Source organism: Bacteroides sp. 14(A), assembly GCF_000526555.1.
Lineage (GTDB): Bacteria > Bacteroidota > Bacteroidia > Bacteroidales > Bacteroidaceae > Bacteroides > Bacteroides cellulosilyticus.
Window position 1 is genome coordinate 1,526,320 of the sequence record NZ_JAGH01000002.1, and the last position, 21,438, is coordinate 1,547,757.

Below are 21,438 nucleotides of genomic sequence, written 5' to 3' on the forward strand. Positions count from 1 at the left end.
TTGAGAAATCAAGCATGCCCAGATGGCGGAATCGGTAGACGCGCTGGTCTCAAACACCAGTGGATTCACTTCCATCCCGGTTCGACCCCGGGTCTGGGTACTGAAGCGGAGAAAGTTGAAAAACTCTCTCCGCTTTTCTTTTCTCTTCTTGTAATGCGCTGATTTTCAAGGATCTTTCAAGGAACTTTAATTTGAACTTATCGTAAAAATCAGAAGATTTACTTATGAATATCTGTGGCGGTATCCATTATATGGAATCGTATAAAATAATTATTTCATCTTTTAAATAGAATTAGATTTCTTTCTAATTTTCTTGTTAAATGTTTGGTTGTCTCTTTTATTTTTGCGAATATTGCGTGTAAGTAATGTGCTTAAGTTCACAATTAGTTACACAGAATATATTAAGAGTTTATGGTGCTGAAGAGGTATGCAATACTTGTTATCGTACTAATATATGGTATTGCAATTGCTACAAGTAAAGAACTGACAGACCATTATGGGTTGTCTTTTCACTCTCACGAAGTAAATCAGGATGAACGCACAGGTATGATTTTAGCTTCCGAGCAGGGATTCAATTTTAGACACGGTTTTTCTTTTAACTTTGAACTCTCACTTCAGAAAGCTAATCTTACTTATGGTTATGTGTGTCGTATTGTCTCTAATGATGTGGAAACATTGGATTTGGTAGCCAATCTGAATATTGCCAAGATGAATTTTATATTATGTGGTTCTGATGGGATTATTTCAAATCAGGAGTTGCAAGGGGAAGATATCGTTCTTGGAGATACTTGGATGAATATTAATATTTCTTTTTTTCCCCAGGAAATAATATGCAGTGTGGGCAACGAGACTGTGCATATGCCTCATGGTTTCCAAAACATGGATCATATTAAGATTTTTATGGGCTGTAATGAGCATCCGGCCTTTGTTACAACTGATGTACCTCCTATGAGTATTCGTAATTTGAAGTTATTTGATAATAAAAAGGAACCGGTTGCCCGGTGGACTTTGGATAAACATAGAAAGGATCACGTATATGACGAAATTGATAATATAAAAGCACAAGTATCAAATGGTATATGGAATATTGAGGAATATGTAAGCTGGGAAAAGAAAATAGAAATATCTGTTAATGAGAGGAATCCGCAAATTGCAACGGATACTGAACATGGCCGTATATTTGTGGCTACTTCGGACTCTTTATATATTTATCATACTGAAAACAATGAACTGCAGTGTGTAAAAACGCAAGGGGGAGCGCCCTTTGCGAGTGGAGGCAGTCAGACTATTTATGATCCTGTGATGGATCGGCTCGTGTCCTATAGTGTACTTTTTCCTCAGTTGATAACTTATGATCTGGAGGGGAATTCATGGTCTTCTTATCCTGGTGTTGAAGGGCTTGCTCCTATACAACACCATAATCGATTTATAGACTCTGAAACGAATACGCTGGTTGTTTTTGGGGGATATGGTAATCATGCATTTAAAGCTAATTTAGCTTGTCATTCTTTGTCGGGTGGAGATTGGAATATTCATTCTCTGGCACCTGAAGTTGCTCCTCGTTTTCTGAGTGCAGCTGGTTATCTGGGAAATGGAAAGTTTCTTGTTATGGGAGGATTTGGAAGTTTGTCAGGTAAGCAGGAAGAATCTCCCAGAAATTTTGATGATTTGTATGAGGTTGATTATAAAACGGGAAAGGTCAGAAAACTTGCGGATATTACTTTAGAGAAAGAACATCGTACTTTGGGAAATTCTCTGGTTATTGATAAAGAAAGTGGGAAAATATACGCACTAACTTTTTGTAAGGAGAGATTTGATTCGGATATCAGGTTGCTTTCTTTGGATATGAATACATTTCAGCAGGATATTTTAGGCGAGCCGATTCCATACCGGTTTCTGGATACGGAGTCATTCGCTGATCTTTTTTTATATCCGAAACAACAAAAGTTGTATGCGGTAGTTCTGAATGCAGGAATAAATCAGCAATATAAAATAAATATCTATTCATTACGCTATCCTCCTTTGAAGATTTCAGAGATTATGCAAAAGGAGGTGTTGTCTGATAACCACTTTCTTTTTGGGGTATCATTGATTTTACTGGTTAGTGTAATAGGGGCAATAGGCATGTGGGGCTATAAGAAGAAGCGAAAAGTTGTAGATGTGCAAGTATCGGCAGATTCTTCTTCGGTAAATTCAGTAGTAGAGGAAATACCTGAAATTATAAAAGAAAAACCTATCTCATGTATTCGTTTGTTGGGAGGCTTTCAGGTTTTCAATCGCACAGGAGAAGATATAACAGGTAGCTTCAGTCTGATAACCAGACAACTTTTTGTTTTCTTACTATTGCATTCCATAAAAGATGGCAAGGGTACGACTTCACAGAAAATAGATGAGGTCTTTTGGTTTGGAATGGACAAAGCGAGCGCTACAAATAATAGAAGTGTAAATATCCGGAAGCTGAGGCTTATTCTTAAGGAAATAGGGGATATCACTCTTGTTAATGAAAATAGCTACTGGCATTTGGATATAGGAAAAGAAATCACATGTGATTATTATGATGCAATAAATACTATAAACTACATAAAAAAGGAGAAAGGTTTTAGTTTGGTGATGCTGGAACGTTTACTTAATATTGTTTCCAGCGGTTCTTTGCTTCCCAATATGAATGTAGAATGGGCGGATGCATATAAAGCTGATTTTTCTGATAATCTGATTGATTTGCTGACTACTATGTTGAGTTTGAAAGATACAGAGAATGATCAGAAATTACTTCTATGTATAGCAGATGCTATTTTATTGCACGATACTACTAATGAGGAAGCAATTAAAGTGAAATGCCGTATTTTATATCAGCAAGGACAAAAGGGACTTTCAAAACAAGCTTTTGAAAGATTCAGTGTGGCTTATATGAATATGTTAAATGAAAAACCGGCTTTTGAATATCAGGATATCATTCATTAAACTTGAAGTTTATTTACGATAGGTGATCTATCAGAATATATAGAATATGGAGACTTATTCCTCATATTTTGTATGAATGCTGATTGACTTGCTTTATAGCAGTGATAATTAATGAAAGAAAATAATATTTTTTTTCTCATTGATTATCACTGTTTTAGTAATGAATGATACTCGCAAAAAGATTTGATTAATATCCTGTTAATATAGAATTAATCCCCTTTCCGTAATTTCGAAAACAAAAACGGGATGAGTGCACGCATCCCTTTTATTCATTAACTTTAAATATTTAATTTATGAAACACAGCTTTGCGAAAATAGACACATATTACCTGAGTTATGTATGGTATCTTGAAAACATACTGAAACATTAAATACTAAAATACATGGAGAACAAAAACTTTAAAACAGTACAAAAAAGCAGCTTATATCCACTGACTTTTATTTGTATCTGCATATTTCTTATTGCAGGTGCCTATGTGGAAATGTATGCCGGTACATCTGGGATTCAGCAACAGAATAAAAGAACTGTAACCGGACTTGTCACTGATAGTTATGGTGAGGTGATGCCGGGAGTTACTATCAGCATTAGAGGAACTTCTCAGGGAGTAATAACTAATCCTGACGGTGAGTATTCTATTACAGTGCCTTCGGACACATGTACACTGCGATTTAGTTTTATTGGATATAAAACCGAAGAGGTGGTAGTTGGTAAGCGTCGGATAATTCCGGTTACTCTTTCGGAAGATGTAGAAGGATTGGATGAAGTCGTTATTGTTGGATTTGGAAAACAGAAGAAAGTCGATGTTATCGGTTCTGTCGTATCTCTGAATATGGGAGAATTGAAGAAAGTTTCTTCAAGCAACATAACAACTATGATGGCTGGAAATATAGCCGGTATGATTTCTTATCAACGGAGTGGAGAGCCTGGTGCCGATAATGCAGATTTCTTTATTCGAGGTGTGACCACTTTCGGATATAAAAAAGATCCACTGATATTAGTGGATGGCATTGAAGTGACTGCTACGGACTTAGCTCGTCTGCAACCGGATGATATTGCAAATTTCTCAATAATGAAAGATGCTACTTCCACTGCCGTATATGGTGCCCGTGGTGCAAATGGTGTAATTGCCGTGACGACAAAAGAAGGTACTGAAGGGAAGTTAAATATTTCTGCTCGTGTAGAAACTGCAATAACACAGTCTACCCGAAATGTAGAGTTGGCAGACCCAATTACTTATATGAGATTAGGCAATGAGGCTGTATTGACGCGCAGGCCTGATGGAGCAACTCCTTATTCACAATCTAAGATAGACAATACGATTGCGGGTACAAATAAATACGTATATCCGGCTACGGATTGGTACAATGAGATGTTTAAGGATAATGCCTCTGTGTATCGAGTGAATTTGAATGCTAATGGAGGTGGAAAAGTTGCTCGTTATTATCTCGCTGCGTCTTTCGTACAAGATAATGGAAATTTGAAAGTGGATAAACGTAATAATTTTATAAATAATATAAGATTGCGTACTTATTCATTCCGTAGTAACCTGAATTTTAATCTTACGAAAACAACAAAGGCGGCTTTACGTATCAATGCTACATTTGATGATTATACTGGACCAATAAATGGTGGAACAGAGGTCTATAATCAGGTAATGCATGCTAATCCTGTACTTTTTCCACCCTATTATGAACCGGATGATGCGAATATAGCAACCAGTCACATTTTATTTGGAAATGCAGGAGAAGGAAGTCCTACTTATATCAATCCGTATGCAGAAATGGTAAAAGGATATAAGGATTATTCAAAAAGCAAAATAGATGCTCAGTTTGAGTTGGAACAAGATCTTTCTTTTCTGACAGAGGGGTTGTCTGTTAGGGGATTATTCAACACATCTCGTTATTCATTTTTTGATGTATCACGCTTCTTTAATCCTTTCTATTACAAGATAGATTCTTATAATAAATCAACGAATAAATATCGATTACAGTCGCTAAATGAGACCTCCGGTACCGAATATTTGGGTTATAGTGAAGGACAGAAAGATGTGATTTCTTCAGTGTATGTAGAGATTATGGCTAACTATAATCGCACTTTTAAGAAAGATCATACGGTTAGTGGTATGCTTGTGTATACGATGCGCAATTCATTGACCGGTAATGCAGGTGATTTGCAATTATCTTTGCCACATAGAAACTTGGGTTTATCAGGTCGTGGTACTTATTCGTACAAGAGCAGGTATTTTGCAGAATTTAATTTTGGATATAATGGGAGTGAACGTTTCCATAAGAGTCGCCGTTTTGGCTTTTTCCCTTCAGCAGGTCTTGCTTGGACACTCTCCAATGAAAGTTTCTGGAAGGTGCCTTTTATTTCTAAATTGAAGTTGAGAGGTACATATGGCTTGGTTGGTAACGATGCTATTGGTAGTGATTATGATCGCTTCTTCTATCTGTCTAATGTAAATATGAATAGTGCGGATAGGGGAGCTCAATTTGGTATTCCTGGAAGCTATTATTATCGTGATGGAGTTCTTGTTACTCGTAATGCCAACGAAGATATCACTTGGGAAATAGCTTATAAAACTAATATTGGTTTCGAATTAGGATTGTTTGATGATGCGTTTGTGATGGAAGCTGATTATTTCCGCGAGCATCGTACGAATATTCTTATGGACCGCACTTCCATTCCCACTACTATGGGATTGACTGCTACTGAACGCGCGAATGTTGGTGAAGCACGTTCGCAGGGAGTAGATGGGTCAATTGTGTATAATACTACGTTTGGAAAGTCTGTTTGGCTGAAAGCACGTGCTAACTTCACTTTTGCCACCAGTGAGTTTTTAGTATATGAAGAGCCTAATTATGCAGATTCTTATAGAAAACATGTGGGACATCCATTATCACAACAATGGGGACTGATTGCTGAACGGCTGTTTATAGACGATGCAGATGTGGCAAACTCTCCAGTTCAGTCTTTTGGTGAATATAAGGCTGGAGATATAAAATATCGTGATGTCAACAGAGATGGCAAAATAACGGAAGAAGATATGGTTCCTATTGGCTATCCCACCGATCCAGAGATTATTTATGGTTTTGGAGTTTCGAGCGGTTATAAGAATTTTGATTTTTCCTGTTTCTTTCAGGGATCTGCACGTTCCAGTTTCTGGATTGATGCAGAAAATACTTCGCCTTTCAATAATGAAACTCAACTTTTGAAGGCGTATGCAGATAGTCATTGGTCAGAAGATAATCGTGACTTGTATGCATTGTGGCCCCGTCTTAGTCCTACTGTAAATAAGAACAATTCGCAGATGAGTACATGGTTTATGCGTAATGGTAACTTTCTGAGACTTAAATCAGTTGAAGTAGGATATACTTTACCAGCTTCCCTATTGAAGAAAATGAGGCTTAGTAATGCTCGCATATATGTGAATGGAACGAACCTGCTATGTTTTAGTAAATTTAAGCTTTGGGATGTGGAAATGGGTGGAAATGGTTTAGGTTATCCTATTCAGAAGTCTTATAATTTGGGTCTCACAGTATCATTTTAATTGTAAATATTATGAAGAAATATAGAATTATATTAGCTGTATTGGCATTGGCTTTTAGCGCTTCTTGTACTGATTATCTGGAAGTTGTTCCAGATAATATAGCAACTATAGACAATGCTTTTACAAGTCGGAATACGGCAGAAAAATTTCTTTTTACTTGCTATTCCTATATGCCCTCTCATGCCAGTGTGTATGAACAGGCTTTTACTATAGCAGATGAATTTATGGTTCCTTACCCTCAAGCTACTAATACCTTTTATAATGATCCTTATGAAATAATAGGTAGAGGAAATCAGAATGTGGTTGATCCTTCTCTAAATTATTGGGATGGAGCCAAAGGAGGGAAAGCTATGTTTCAGGCTTTGCGTGATTGCAATATTTTTCTTGAGAAAGTAGATAATGTACCAGCTTTAGATGTGTCTGAAAAGAAGAGATGGATTGCAGAAGTAAAGTTTCTTAAAGCATATTATCATTATTGGTTACTGCGCATGTATGGTCCCATTCCTTTGATAAAAGTTAATTTGCCAGTTTCAGCTTCTGTTGAGGAAGTGCAAGTGAAAAGACAACCAGTGGATGACTGTTTTGATTATATTGTGAGTCTTCTTGATGAGGCATGTGCGGATCTGCCGGTTAAGCTTCCTAAATTGACTACTGAAATGGGACGTGCAACTCAGCCTATTGCACTTTCTGTTAAAGCAAAAGTATTGGTAGAAGCTGCCAGTCCATTATTTAATGGAAATGAAGATTATTTGAACTTTAAAGATAATGATGGGATTCCTTATTTTAATCCTACGAAAGATTTGGCAAAATGGGAAAAGGCTGCTACTGCTTGTAAAACAGCTATTGCAATGTGCGATTCGGCGGGTTTTAAACTCTACAAATATTCTCCGAACTCAAATGATCGGATTAATGATGAACTGACTGTTCAGATGAGTATTCGTAACAGTGTGGCAGAGAATAATTTTAATTTGAATAAAGAAGTTATCTGGGCAAATACAAATAATTTATCTGGTCATATTCAGATGCTTAGTACACCAACGCTGGATGCAAAGTTTACTTCTAATGAAGGTCATAGGCTTGTACTTGCTCCGCCTCTGAATGTTGCAGAAATGTTTTATAGTTCTCATGGAGTACCCATTGAAGAGGATGAAGAATGGGTAAGTATGGGTAAGTATGGGTAAGTATACCAATAGGTATAGATTAAAAACAGCGACTTCTGAATATAAATATAATATTAAAGAAGGTGAGCAAACTGCTACGCTTAATTTTGATAGGGAAGTTCGGTTTTATGCAAATCTTTCGTTTGACAGAAATTTGTGGTATGGCATTGGAAAATATGATATGGAAGACCAATGGGTGATCCGTGCTAGGGTAGGTGAACCTGCCGGGAAGAGAGGAATGTCGCTTTATTCTGCTACTGGATATTTTTGTAAAAAACTGGCTAATTATCAGAATAATCTTCTGGAGGGAAATGCTGCCGGGTATATCATTGTAGATTATCCATGGCCAGTAATAAGATTGGCAGATTTGTACTTACTTTACTCTGAAACTTTGAATGAAGCGTATGGTCCTTCTTCTGAAGTTTATAAGTGGATTGATCTTGTACGTGAACGTGCTGGCTTGGAAGATGTACAAAATTCATGGAAGAAATATGCGATTCCTTCCCGTAAATCTAAACCTGATACTCAGGATGGTTTACGCGAGATCATACAAAGGGAAAGATTGATTGAATTAGCAAATGAAGGTCATCGGTATTGGGAAATTCGTCGTTGGAAAAAGGCTAAGGAAATGTGGCATAACCGTCCTATATTGGGATGGGATATTGAACAGTCGGAGGCGGAACCCTATTATCGTGTGAAGACCATATTTACTCCACAGTTCACAACTAAAAACTATTTCTGGCCAATAAAGGAATATGATTTGTCTGTTAATCCGAATTTAGATCAGAACCCTGGTTGGTAAAAGTTTATTAAAAACTATTTAATACTTGAACATCGTATGAAAATATATAAGTATATAATATGGATAGCTGTAATCTGCACCTCTTTGTTTGCAGCATGCAGTGACGAAGAGCGTGGCCCGGTGGTTTCAGACTCCACAATACCGGGTAATGTGTCTAATGTACAGGTTGAGCGTTTGCCCGGAGCGATTAAACTGAAATATGATTTGCCTAATGACCAGGCATTGGCTTATGTGAAGGCAGAATGTGTGATGAATGGTATAAAACGCGAAGTCAAGGCCTCTGCATATAATAATAATCTGATAATACAGGGCTTTCCGGATACTTGTTCTTATCAGATAAATTTGTATTCAGTGAATCGCAGTGAAGTAGTTAATCCTTCACCTGTGACCTTGAGTGCCAAACCTTTGAACCCACCTTTCCAAGATGTATATAAAACCTTGTCTTTGATGAAAGATTTTGGAGGTGCAACGGTGACATTTGAGAATCCAATGGAAGCAGATTTGGCAATCACTCTAATGTATATTGATTCTTTGGGATATTGGTCGTCGGGGGAAACTCTCTATACAAAGCGGTTGGAAGGTTCCGTATCTATACGTAATATGGATACTATTCCTACAACGTTCGGGGTGTATATTCGAGATCGTTGGAATAACATGACGGACACGCTTGTTAGTGAATTAACTCCGATGTATGAACATGAGCTTGATAAGACTCTTTTCAGACAATATAACTTGCCTACAGATGAACCATCTGCTTATGGGTGGACGGTTCCTATGTTGTGGGATGGAAGTACGGCTGATGGAAGTGGATTCCACACAGATGGAACAACGTGGCCGCAATGGATAACGATTGACTTGGGAGCTGAAAAAATCAAACTGAGTCGATTTAGATATTGGCAACGTCAAACATGGGGATATGGATTTGCGGATAGAAATGTGAAGAAGATGGAGATATGGGGCAGTACAGCGCCTAATCCAGATGGATCATGGGATGATTCCTGGGTATATCTGACCACTGCGACTTCTGTTAAGCCTTCCGGACTTCCTTTAGGTGAACTATCTTCAGAAGATACTCAATTATTGAATGATGGTGAAGAGTTTTCTTTTCCATTAGAAGTACCGGCTATCCGTTACCTGAGATTGAAAGTGATGGAAACGTGGAGTGGGGCAAGAGGATCATGGTATCTTATGGAATTGTCTTTCTGGGGAGCTGAAGAAGAATAGAGTAATTATAAAATGTTGAAAATATGAAAAAGAATATATTCGGATTTTTATTTGTCATCTTTTTCTGCGGCATATGCATAAGTTGCGTAGATTCTGATGATTACAAAAAATATCTGGCGGGTGGAGAGATTATATACCCTCAAAAGGCTGATTCAGTAAGAATTCTTCCTGGTAGAGAAAGGGTGCAGGTTGAATGGCTTATGGTCGATCCTAGGGTAACTTCCTGTGATATCTATTATGAACAAGGTGGGATTGAGAAGCTTTTCAATTTGCCTATTGACCTAACTTCGCATGATAGGGATACTATTAGAGTTATTATAGATGATCTGGAAGAAACAAGCTATCGATTTAAGCTTATAACTCACGATGACTATGGAAATTCATCTATAACTGTTGAGGCGGAAGGATCAGCCTATGGAAAGAATTATGAAAGTTCTCTTTTTAACAGGGTTATCCGGACAAAAACGGTGACACCGGAAGGCCTTTTAATAAATTGGTATGAATCTGAACAAATGGAAGTGGGAGTTGACTTAGAGTATACAGATTCCAAAGGTAGTATAAAAAAAGTGTTCATGCCTGATTCTATAAATCAGATTCTTTTGGATGACTGTGATGTTGCAACTCCTTTTACTTATGTGACGAGATATAAGCCTGTCAAAGAAGCGATAGATGAATTTTATGCAGCAAAGGAGCAAGGGATTGTTGAGTTCCCCTCGGAATTAACCAATGCCCAAGCACCGTTTGAGATTACGGATCAAGGTTGGTGGAATGACCGTTTTGGAGTTGCTAAGGGATGGAATACTAATGAAGCAGGAAGGGTGAATGGAAATGTTGACCGGAATTTCAATAATGCAATGACTATTTGGTCATGGCCTGACTATAGTCCGGTACAAGGCTTGTATAATGCGAAAATTTACCAGATACTTTCCTTGAATCCCGGAATTTATACTTTTGAAGCAACGGTTGGAAGGCTTTCTGCTTCAATTAATAAAGAATACGTGGTAGTATCTAAGGGAATAGAGGTAAATAATATCGAAGATGTTGAACGCTTCGCTCTTTCCTATCAGGAAGTGGTTCCTGGTATTCCCGAAGGTACTGTTCTACAATGTGAATTTGAACTGAAGGAAACAAGTATTGTGTCGGTAGGGCTTGTTGCCAACATAGAACCTTCTCAAGAAACCCAATATAATAAGTTTGAATTGAAAAAGAATTAGGTTTTCAAGGTAAAACAGCCGGAAATAGAGTGCTTTTATTGGGTATATCCACTTCTTGTTTCCGGCTGATTGTAAAATGAAAAATAATAAATGATGAATTTTATAAAATATATTTGTCTAATGCTACTTCTGTGGGGAGTTAATTTGTCTTCATTTTCTCATCCCACTAATTTACGTTGTGAGTATTTATCTGACCCTTTAGGGATTGATACCCCGTTTCCCCGGTTAACTTGGTTGTTGGATGATACTGAGTATGGAGCAAAGCAGCTTGCATATCGTATTTTAATATCTACGGAGCAAGAAAAATTGAAATCCGGACAGATTGATATTTGGGATACAGGCAGAGTACCTTCGGAAGATATGCTGATTGTGTATAATGGGAAGGCTTTGAAACCTTTTACCAAATATTATTGGCAGGTTTATGTATGGGATAAGAATAATAAAGAACTTCATTCTGATGTGGCAACTTTTGAGACTGGGATGATGAGTCTTGGAAATTGGAAAGGCGCGTGGATTAGTGATGGACATGGACTCGATGGACATAGTAAACATGTGAAACAAGCTCCTTATTTTCGCAAAGTTTTCAATCTATCTAAGCCTGTGGATGAGGCGCGTGCTTATATAGCTGTGGCTGGATTATATGAATTATATATCAATGGAAAGAAAGTCAGTGATCACCGGCTTGATCCAATGTTTACCCGCTTTGACAGGCGTAATTTATATGTTACCTATGACGTGACTTCTTATTTGCAAAGTGGGGATAACGCTATTGGGGTAGTTTTAGGTAATGGATGGTATAACCACCAATCAATGGCTGTGTGGTTTTTTGATCGGGCGCCTTGGCGGGACAGACCGGCTTTCTGTATGGATATGCGCATTACTTATGCTGATGGATCAAAAGAGACAATTAGTACAGGAAAAGATTGGAAGACTTCTTTTGGACCTATTGTTTTCAATAGTATATATACAGCGGAGCATTACGATGCACGCTATGAACAGCCAGGATGGAATACCATTCATTTTTCCGATAGCAAATGGAAAAATGTACTTTTTCGGGATGCACCTTCACAAAATATTGTTTCACAGCAGTTGCATCCTATCCGTAATGTTGAACGGATAGTTCCTAAGCGGGTCACTAAAATTAATGATATGACTTATCTGTTTGATTTTGGAAAGAATATTGCCGGTGTAACAGAATTGAAGATAGAGGGACAGAAAGGAATGGAGATCCGTGTGAAGCATGGCGAAATGCTTGGCGAAGATGGTAGGTTGGATATGAGGCAAATAGAAGCTCACTATCGTCCTAAAGATGATAAAGATCCGTTTCAAACGGATATTTATACATTGAAGGGAGATGAAGTGGAAACATTTATGCCTTTGTTCAATTACAAGGGATTTCAGTATGCGGAGGTTACTGCCGATAGGCCAATTACTTTGACAGTCGATAACCTGACGGCTTGGTTTATGCACAATGATGTACCTGTAACTGGACATATTGAAACATCAAATCCTTTGATTAATAAAATTTGGGAAGCTACAAATACAGCTTACTTATCCAATTTATTTGGATATGCAACTGACTGTCCTCAGCGAGAGAAAAATGGTTGGACGAATGATGCTAATATTGCAATAGAAACTGGATTATTTAATTTCGATGGCATTACCGTTTATGAAAAATGGTTGGCTGATCATCGGGATGCTCAGCAGCCGAATGGGGTGTTACCTTGTATTATTCCTGACAGTGGCTGGGGATTTGAGTGGGCAAATGGGCTGGATTGTACTTCTACAATAGCCATTATTCCGTGGAATATATATATGTTTTATGGAGACAGCCGGTTACTTGCTGATTGTTATGAAAGTATTAAACGATATGTAGATCATGTGACAGATATTACTCCATCAGGACTAACTTCTTGGGGATTAGGTGACTGGGCAGTTTATAAATCAAAGATTCCTACAGAATTTGTTGCATCTGTTTATTATTATATTGATGCTGTAATTTTATCTAAAGCTGCAGCTTTGTTAGGTAAGATTGAGGATGAGAAAAAATATGTGGCATTAAGTAATAAAATAAAGGAAGCATTTAATGAACGATATTTAAACAGAGCAAATGGACTATATGGTGAAGGAAGACAAGCTGAACAGGCTATGCCTCTGTATTGGGGATTGATTCCGGAAGAACTGAAAAGTAAAGCAGCGGCTCATTTGGCTGAAAGAGTAATAAAGGATGGTAAACATATTGATGTTGGAATCTTTGGTGCTAAGGCTCTTTTGAATGCATTAAGTGATAATGGATATGCGGATTTAGCTTATGAAGTTGCTAGTCAGAAAACTTTTCCTTCTTGGGGATGGTGGATTGAAAATGGAGCTACTACTTTGTATGAAAACTGGAATCTGAAAGAGGATATGTCACGAAATCATATTATGTTTGGTGAAATCAGTGCCTGGTTTTACAAAGCATTAGGCGGGATTAAACCGGACCCCGTTTTGCCGGGTTATAAGAATATTTTGCTTCAGCCTTGTTTTATTTCCGGCTTGTCTCATGCTTCTGCTTCTTATCAATCACGTTATGGTACAATTGTCTCAAAATGGAAAAGGGATAAACAAAGAATTCATTATCAGGCTATAGTACCTGCTAATACAACTGCGGCTTTGTCTTTACCAACTGGTTTTAAAATACGTAAGGTCATATTGGGTTCTGGAGAAACTACAGTTGAACTGTTGAAAAAAGCGGATAATGTTTATTATCTACCTTCAGGATGCTATAGTATGGAATTTGTGAAGAAGTAATTGATATTTTAATCTATTAATACCATTGGATAAATGAAGAGAATTTATATTTCTACTCTGTTGATGTTGTTTGTAGTAACAGCTTTTGCTAAAGTGAAGCTGCCAAATACTATTTCTGACAACATGATGATTCAGAGGGATAAACCGGTATCGGTTTGGGGATGGGCTGATTCCGGAGAGCGCGTAACAGTCTCCTTGAATGGACAAACAATGAAAACTAAAGCCGGAAAAGATAAAATATGGGAGGTGCAATTACCGGCAATGCCATATGGGGGGCCCTATGAAATGACTGTTCAAGGTAACACTAATACTATCGTATTGAAAAACATTTTAATTGGAGATATATGGGTTTGTGGAGGACAATCTAATATGGAATGGCTTATGCAGGATGTCAGAAATGCAGATTATGAAATCAAAAATGCCAACTGTCCGACAATAAGACTTTTGCATATTAATCGTGCTATGTCCAATAAGCCGGAGCTTGATGTGGATACATCTGGTTGGATGGAATGTACTTCGCAGACAGTGCCTCGTTTTACTGCTGTAGGATATTTCTTTGCCCGTGAATTGCAAAAAGAGATAGATGTGCCTATTGGCTTGATTAGTAGTTCATGGGGAGGTACTGTTGTAGAAACATGGACAAGTATGGAAGAGATGGGGAAAATCCCCGGTTATGCAGAAAGGGTAAAAATGATGTGTGATCCCGGTTTTTTTCATAAGTTTGAGAAGAAAGATCAACCGGATATTTATCAGGTTTTAGAATCGGATAAAGGATTATCTGAAAAATGGTATCTGCCTGAAACGAATATAACTAAATGGAAGGAAACACATCTTCCGGGTATGTGGGGCGGAATGAGAATTTATGGCGATGGAGTGATCTGGTTTCGTAAAGAATTTGATTTAACGGCTGAACAGGCCAAAGAGCCGATAGTCATATCCCTTGGTGCTATTGACGATTGGGATGTTACTTATCTTAATGGGCAAGAAATCGGTAAGATGGATTCTTATAATACCCCTCGTGAATATATAGTTTCTCCTGAACGGTTAAAAGTTGGTAGAAATGTTTTAGTCGTAAAAGCTGTCAATCATACGGGTGATGGAGGTTTCACCGGTGAAATGAAGCAAATGTATTGCCTGACTGCCAATGAGCGTATTCCTCTTGCCGGTGACTGGAAATATAGGGTCTCGCAGATTATTGAAACTACAGAGACCTTAGGACCTAACAGTTATCCTTCATTACTATACAATGCCATGCTGGCACCTCTTACCAAATTCCCTATAAAGGGAACCATATGGTATCAGGGGGAATCAAATTCGGGTGATGCTTATCGTTATCGTTCTTTATTTCCAAATATGATCAGGGATTGGCGTAAGCAGTGGAAATATGCTGAGATGCCTTTTTACTGGGTACAACTAGCTAACTTTATGAAACCGGCAGAAGAACCGGGGCAGAGCGATTGGGCAGAATTACGCGAATCGCAACATCTTACTTTGGAATTGCCATATACAGGTGAAGCTTTGGCTATTGACATAGGTGAAACTGAAGATATTCATCCTCGTAATAAACAGGATGTCGGCCATAGATTGGCCCTCAATGCTTTGGCCAAAACTTACGGTAAAGAGGTAGAATTTTCAGGACCTGAATATCAAAGTATGAAAATAGATGGGAATAGAATAATTCTCACTTTTAACCATATAGCACAGGGACTGGTTGCAAAAGATAAGTATGGATATCTAAAGGGATTTACTATAGCTGGAGCTGATCAGAAATTTGTGTATGCTCAGGCTGCTATAAAAGGAAATACAATCGTAGTAAGCAGTGATGAAATCGAAAATCCTGTAGCTGTTCGTTATGCATGGGCTGATAATCCGATTGACGCTAATTTGTATAATAGTGTTGGACTTCCTGCTTCTCCATTCCGTACGGATACTTGGAAAGTAAGAACACAATATTAATTAAAATCCGTTAGCCATGAAAAACAACAAAACAATATATGTCTTAAGTGCTTTGTTTTTAATGAGTTTAGGTGGAAATACCTTATGCCAAGCTCAGAATAATAATGATGATGACTATTTCTTATGGGGAATAGATAAGGGAGAAGAATGGATAGATGCTATCCGGATAATTGAACCTGCATGCCGTAGTAATATCAAAGGGGTGGTTAATGTAAAATTTATAGCTCCTGGAATGTTTCATGCAGAAGCTTATTGTTGGGGAGTGCCGGATCAAGCTAATCCAAGTCATTGGGGACATGATGTGAACTTGACTCCGAAAGGAATAAAATTGGGAAAAGATGGTTCAGGAAGTTTTAAATTTGATGCGGAAAAATTTCCTGCGGGTCCAATGACCGTACGTATTTGCGCCAGTGATGGCAAAGGACAAAAGGATGAGTTTGAACTGCAATTGTATAATAAGGGAGGAGTGAAATGGAAGCAGGGCATTCCACTTAATAATCCTCCTGGTGCCAAAGGTCTGAAACTTGTATTTGCAGATGATTTTGATGGAGCCATGTCTATTTCCAATGATGGACGGAATGCACGTTATTGCGCACATAAACCTCGATTTGGCGATTTTGGCAGTTGGGCTTTTGCTGATGTAGATGGAGAAGATAATCCTTTTGAACAGTATGATGGATATCTAAGAATAAAGGCTCGCAAACAGGAAGGGAAAAAGGGCAGTACAGGACTCATTGCTTCCGTTAATATGGATGGTGAGGGCTTTTGGGCAAAGGTTCCATTTTATATGGAGTGTCGTTTTATTGCTCAGTCGGCACCAGGAACATGGCCTGCTTTCTGGACAGTGAATCAGCTTGACTGGGGAGTACCCGGAGGGGATGAACTGGATATAATAGAGGCATATGGAGGCAGAGGAAAGGGAAGACCTAACCATGAAGGATATTCTGTTTTTAGTCATTATTGGGGACAGGTGGATGAGAATGGAAAAGGGAAAAACGGAGACAGAACTCGTGTGCCAATTATGGGCTTAGGAGGGAAATCTTATTGGTCAACTACCTTCCATACCTACGCTGTTTATGCTGGTTATAAAGAAACAATCTATTATTTTGATAATATTGAGGTTTTCCGTCATCCGACTACTGACGATACCCGCAATAATCCACATATTTTTCTTGCAAATCTGGCAATAGGGGGAAATCCTTTTCCTGTAGATCTGGAACGCTATGGTAATGGCTCAGATATGTATATAGACTATATCAGAGTATATGCAGAAAAGGAATTGAAAGATTTCTCCAGTCCTCCTCCTGCTACAAAAGCGCATAAATAGTATTATTGAATCATCTTTTAAAAAGAGAATTATGGGTAAAGGTATTTTTAAAATAATAATGATAAGCTTTCTTTTATTGGGCGCTGATATGGCACAAGTCCGGTCAGCTGCTCCGACAGACTTTGAGAATACAGGGAAAATTCAATTGAATCCTGTGTTGGTTTCGACTGATATTGGCAAGAAGAATGTTGCGAAGAATCTGGGAGAAGGCAATATGCGATTGACAGGTAAACTGGTGCGCTATGGTGATAATCTGACTTTTTCAGGAGTTGCCAATGCCGGAAAAGAACTTGTTATTGATGTGACGGAACTGGGGTATTATACTTTGGAACTCACTTTAGCTGATAATGAGAATATTATTCAGACAACTGTAGTGAATTATGCTGTAGTTCCTGAGATAATAGATGAGGAGCGTCCTTTGGATATGGGCGTTTGTGTTCATCCTCCTAAAGATAACGATTACTCTAAGACATTCAGGCTGATAAGAATGGCAGGATTTACGCGTATCCGTACGGATTTGGCATGGGAACATGTGGAGCCGGCCAAAGGAAAGTATGTTATGCCGGAACATATGTATCAGTTTGTAAGTGCTTCAGAGAAGGAAGGTATTAAACCTTTGATTGTTTTCGGTTATGCTAATGCAATTGCTTATCCGAATGGCTTTCCGACTATTCCTTTTCCTACAACTGAGGAGTCTCGGTTAGGGTGTGCCAATGCACTTGCTTATGCAGTAAAAGAAATGGGAAACCGTGTTACTGAATGGGAGTTATGGAATGAGCCCAATTATGCCGATCCGGTAAAAGACTATTTGCCATTATTAAAGGTCGTGTATCCGACTGTAAAGAAGGTTAATCCTGATATTACTTTAATTTCCGGTGGTGGTTCCGGAGCAGGTGGTGGTCCTGGAGGAGCTTTTATCATACCGGTTTTGGATGCAGGGGGAGTTGACTTTCAAGATGGATATAGCATTCATCCTTATATGGCCCCTAATACCCCTGATTTTGGATATGCAGGAACCGGGGGGCCTATTCCGGCTGTGAATATTCCAACTGTATGGCCTTATTTAAAGAAGATATCAGAAGAGAATCTACGTTCGGATAAAAAGGAATTATCGGTGTGGGTTACGGAAATCGGTTGGAACAGTACTACTAATTTAGATATAGAACAGGCGGCATATCTGGCTCGCACTTATTTGTTGTCTCGCAGACATTATATGTCTCCCGGAGTATTTTGGTATGATTTTCAGAATGATGGAGACACACCGGACAATATAGAGCATAATTTTGGTTTGCTTCGTTCGGACTTTTCGCCTAAGCCATCTTATCAGGCAGCAGCTGTTGTGGCGTCCTTATTGAAAAATTATACTTTTCAAGAGACACTCCTTGATGGAGTCAATAAAGTTCTTGCTTTTGGTCAAGATGGGGAGACTACTTTCTATACAGCCTGGACAACAAAAGCAGAGGGGACTACAATACGTGTGAAGGCTCCGACGGATGTGGATAAATTGCGATTAATAGACTGGCAAGGATGTGAAATGCCATTGACTGTTGATAATGGGTATCTTGTATTGAATCTTAGTATTTTACCTCAGTATCTGGTTGTAAAAGAAGAGGTGGTTGGGATAACATCTCCTGTTGGTAAAGCGGGAATAAAACTATATCCAAATCCTTCAACTGGCTTATTGATTGTTAATTGGGGACACGAGGGGAATCGCACTATTACGATTAATGATCTTAATGGCCGGATTTTACAGCGAAAGGTAACTTATGGTTTGGAGACTCAAATGAATATCTCGGATTTGAATGCCGGAATATATATGCTGTGTGTTAATGATGGCAAAGAACAAGTGACTTTGAAAGTAATAAAACAATAACTATTTATAGAGCGAATAAATTGAAACGGAAATTTATCATATTGATATTATATGTGGGTTGGGTGGGAATCTGTTCTGCCTAGCAAAAATTCTCTTGTATTTCGGGGCCCTTCCCAATTTTGTTGGTTTGTTAGATTAAGAGTGGGAAGATTGGAATACAGAACTTGTTCGGGTTATTTATGATGTCTTTTTACCGACTGGATGAGAAGTACAAGTCTGTTATATTAATAATAAATATTATGAAATCAGGAATGAAGTGTATTACAACGGGATTATTTAAAATCTTTATATTGACATTGTCATGGGGAAGTCTCCAGGCTCAGGTCTTAAAGAATTTGCCTCAACTGGGAAAGGATCCGGTCAAAGAAGTGATAGAGGCAATGACTTTGGCTGAAAAAGTTAATTTGGTAGGTGGAATGGGGAGATTGGGAGATGCTCCGCAAGAGGTATCAGGTATCAGGATGTATGGGGTACCGGGAGCCGCAGCTACGACTTATCCTATTCCTCGTTTGGGAATTCCCGCAATTATACTATCCGATGGCCCGGCTGGAGTACGTATCGATCCGCATCGGCAGAACAGTGAGAAGAAATATTATGCAACAGCTTTCCCGGTTGCGACTTTGTTAGCTTCTTCATGGGATAAAGAGTTGGTGAAAGAAGTAGGAACAGCCTTTGGGAAAGAAATTCTGGAATATGGGGTTGATGTTATACTTGCACCGGGAATGAATATTCAGCGGAATCCTCTCGGAGGACGGAATTTTGAGTATTATTCGGAAGATCCATATCTGTCCGGTCATATTGCTGCTGCTATGGTCAATGGAATCCAAAGTGAGGGAGTAGGAGCTACTATCAAACATTTGGCTGTTAATAGTGAAGAGACTAATCGCTTGAGACATAGTAGTGAATTGACGGAAAGAACTTTACGGGAAATCTATTTGCGTGGTTTTGAAATAGCCATCAAAGAATCCAATCCATGGCTTGTAATGAGTTCCTATAATTTGATTAATGGAATTTTTGCTTCGGAAAGTAGTGAACTGTTAACTACTATTTTGCGGAATGAATGGGGGTATGGTAGTTGTGTTGTGAGCGATTGGGGAGCTGGACTCAATTCTGTGGAACAAATGAAAGCTGGCAATGACTTGATAATGCCGGGAAATTGGGAGCTTACGAAAGCTATTTATGATGCAGTCAATGAAGGGCGGTTGGATGAAAAAATATTGGATCGTAATATTGAACGGATTCTTTCTGTAATAGCTAAATCACCTTCTTTAAAGAAATATGCATATTCAGATCAACCACCTTTTGAGGCTAATGGAAAGATTGTGAGGAGAGCTGCGGCTGAGAGTATGGTGTTACTTAAGAATGAGAAGTCGACATTACCTTTAGATAAGAATCAGAAAATAGCATTATTCGGATGTACATCCTATGATAATATGGCTGGTGGTTTTGGTAGTGGAGGAGTACATAAGGCATATAATATTTCTTTAAACCAAGGGCTTACTTCTGCGGGGTTTGAAGTTGATTCTAAACTTGTAAAGGTCTATGATGAGTATGTGAAAGAACAAAATAAAATATGGAAGATAGATAATCCGATGGAAATATCACCTTCTATACCAGAAATGGAAGTCAGCGAATCGTGGATTAAGCTGTTAGCGAAGCAAATGGATGTAGCTGTTATCACAATTGGAAGGAATTCTGGCGAAGGATCTGACCTTTCAGAGAAAGCTTTTGGTCTTATACCTGAAGAAGCTAAACTTATAGAGAACGTTAGCAGAGAGTTTCATGCGATGAAAAAGAAAGTAATCATTGTGATGAATATTTCTAATGTAATGGAGGTAGCATCGTGGCGTAACTATGCAGATGCTATATTACTGGCATGGCAAGGGGGACAAGAAGGGGGAAATTCAATAACTGATATTTTATGTGGTGCCGTTAATCCTTCAGGAAAACTGACAGCATCTTTTCCAATGACTTATAGAGATGTCCCGTCATATAATAACTTTCCTGGAACTCCTAAGGATGCTTCTAATCCGGAATATTCTTTATACGAAGAAGGGATTTATTTAGGATACCGTTATTACAACACATTTGGTATTAGACCGGCATATGAATTTGGATATGGACTATCATATTCTCATTTTGCTTATTCAGATCTGAAAATAAGTTCAGATATATTTCATAAAAAAATGAAGGTGCAAATTACTATTACAAATAAAGGAGAATATCCTGGTAAAGAGGTGGTGCAGCTTTATTTAAAGGCACCAGCTATCCGACTTGAGAAACCTGTAAATGAACTGAAAGGTTTTGCTAAAACAAAACTCCTGCAATCGGGGGAATCACAGGTTTTGGAGTTCGAATTAGATTCTTCTTCTTTGGCTTCTTATGATGCATCACTTTCTTCATGGATTGCAGAGAAGGGTAAGTATACTATTCAGATGGGAGCATCTTCCTTAGATATAAGAAAGAAAGCCACATTTAAACTGGTAGATGATATTCTTGTAGAAAGATGTCATACTGTCCTACCACTTAAGAGGGAAATTAAGGAATTGACACATAAATAGTAATATTGCTTTGATATAC

At 38.3% G+C, this 21,438-nt stretch carries 11 protein-coding genes and 1 tRNA gene; all 12 read left to right on the forward strand.

Annotated features, from left to right (window positions below):
- Positions 1-16 precede the first annotated feature (16 nt).
- A tRNA-Leu gene (locus K429_RS0113050) sits at positions 17-100 on the forward strand.
- Between the two features lie 608 nt (positions 101-708).
- Entirely contained in the window at positions 709-2,961 is a 2,253-nt protein-coding gene (locus K429_RS0113055; RefSeq protein ID WP_155923406.1) for a hypothetical protein, read from the forward strand.
- Between the two features lie 383 nt (positions 2,962-3,344).
- Entirely contained in the window at positions 3,345-6,512 is a 3,168-nt protein-coding gene (locus tag K429_RS0113060) for a TonB-dependent receptor (RefSeq protein WP_026367192.1), read from the forward strand.
- Positions 6,513-6,523: 11 nt separating this feature from the next.
- The gene (locus K429_RS30675; RefSeq protein ID WP_052340653.1) at positions 6,524-7,693 is read left to right on the forward strand and encodes a RagB/SusD family nutrient uptake outer membrane protein; all 1,170 of its coding nucleotides are present in this window, start codon (positions 6,524-6,526) and stop codon (positions 7,691-7,693) included.
- Positions 7,686-8,474: a RagB/SusD family nutrient uptake outer membrane protein gene (locus K429_RS30680; RefSeq protein WP_052340654.1), complete on the forward strand. Its 789-nt coding sequence runs from the start codon at positions 7,686-7,688 to the stop codon at positions 8,472-8,474. Before K429_RS30675 ends, K429_RS30680 begins: the two co-directional genes overlap by 8 nt.
- A gap of 36 nt (positions 8,475-8,510) precedes the next feature.
- A complete protein-coding gene (locus K429_RS0113070) occupies positions 8,511-9,698 on the forward strand; it encodes a DUF5000 domain-containing lipoprotein (protein ID WP_007211971.1) in 1,188 nt (395 codons plus the stop codon).
- A 23-nt stretch (positions 9,699-9,721) separates the two neighbouring features.
- Positions 9,722-10,912: a DUF4998 domain-containing protein gene (locus tag K429_RS0113075; protein WP_026367193.1), complete on the forward strand. Its 1,191-nt coding sequence runs from the start codon at positions 9,722-9,724 to the stop codon at positions 10,910-10,912.
- Positions 10,913-11,032: 120 nt separating this feature from the next.
- Positions 11,033-13,702 (forward strand): alpha-L-rhamnosidase, encoded by a 2,670-nt coding sequence (locus tag K429_RS0113080; protein ID WP_226810542.1) that lies wholly within the window; start codon positions 11,033-11,035, stop codon positions 13,700-13,702.
- Between the two features lie 33 nt (positions 13,703-13,735).
- Complete coding sequence (locus tag K429_RS0113085; protein ID WP_026367194.1) at positions 13,736-15,658, forward strand: sialate O-acetylesterase; 1,923 nt, start codon at positions 13,736-13,738, stop codon at positions 15,656-15,658.
- Positions 15,659-15,674: 16 nt separating this feature from the next.
- A complete protein-coding gene (locus tag K429_RS0113090) occupies positions 15,675-16,985 on the forward strand; it encodes a family 16 glycosylhydrolase (RefSeq protein ID WP_026367195.1) in 1,311 nt (436 codons plus the stop codon).
- 31 nt (positions 16,986-17,016) lie between these two features.
- The gene (locus K429_RS28705) at positions 17,017-18,858 is read left to right on the forward strand and encodes a T9SS type A sorting domain-containing protein (protein WP_026367196.1); all 1,842 of its coding nucleotides are present in this window, start codon (positions 17,017-17,019) and stop codon (positions 18,856-18,858) included.
- A gap of 239 nt (positions 18,859-19,097) precedes the next feature.
- Entirely contained in the window at positions 19,098-21,419 is a 2,322-nt protein-coding gene (locus K429_RS0113100) for a glycoside hydrolase family 3 protein (RefSeq protein WP_231501848.1), read from the forward strand.
- The last annotated feature ends 19 nt before the right edge of the window (positions 21,420-21,438 follow it).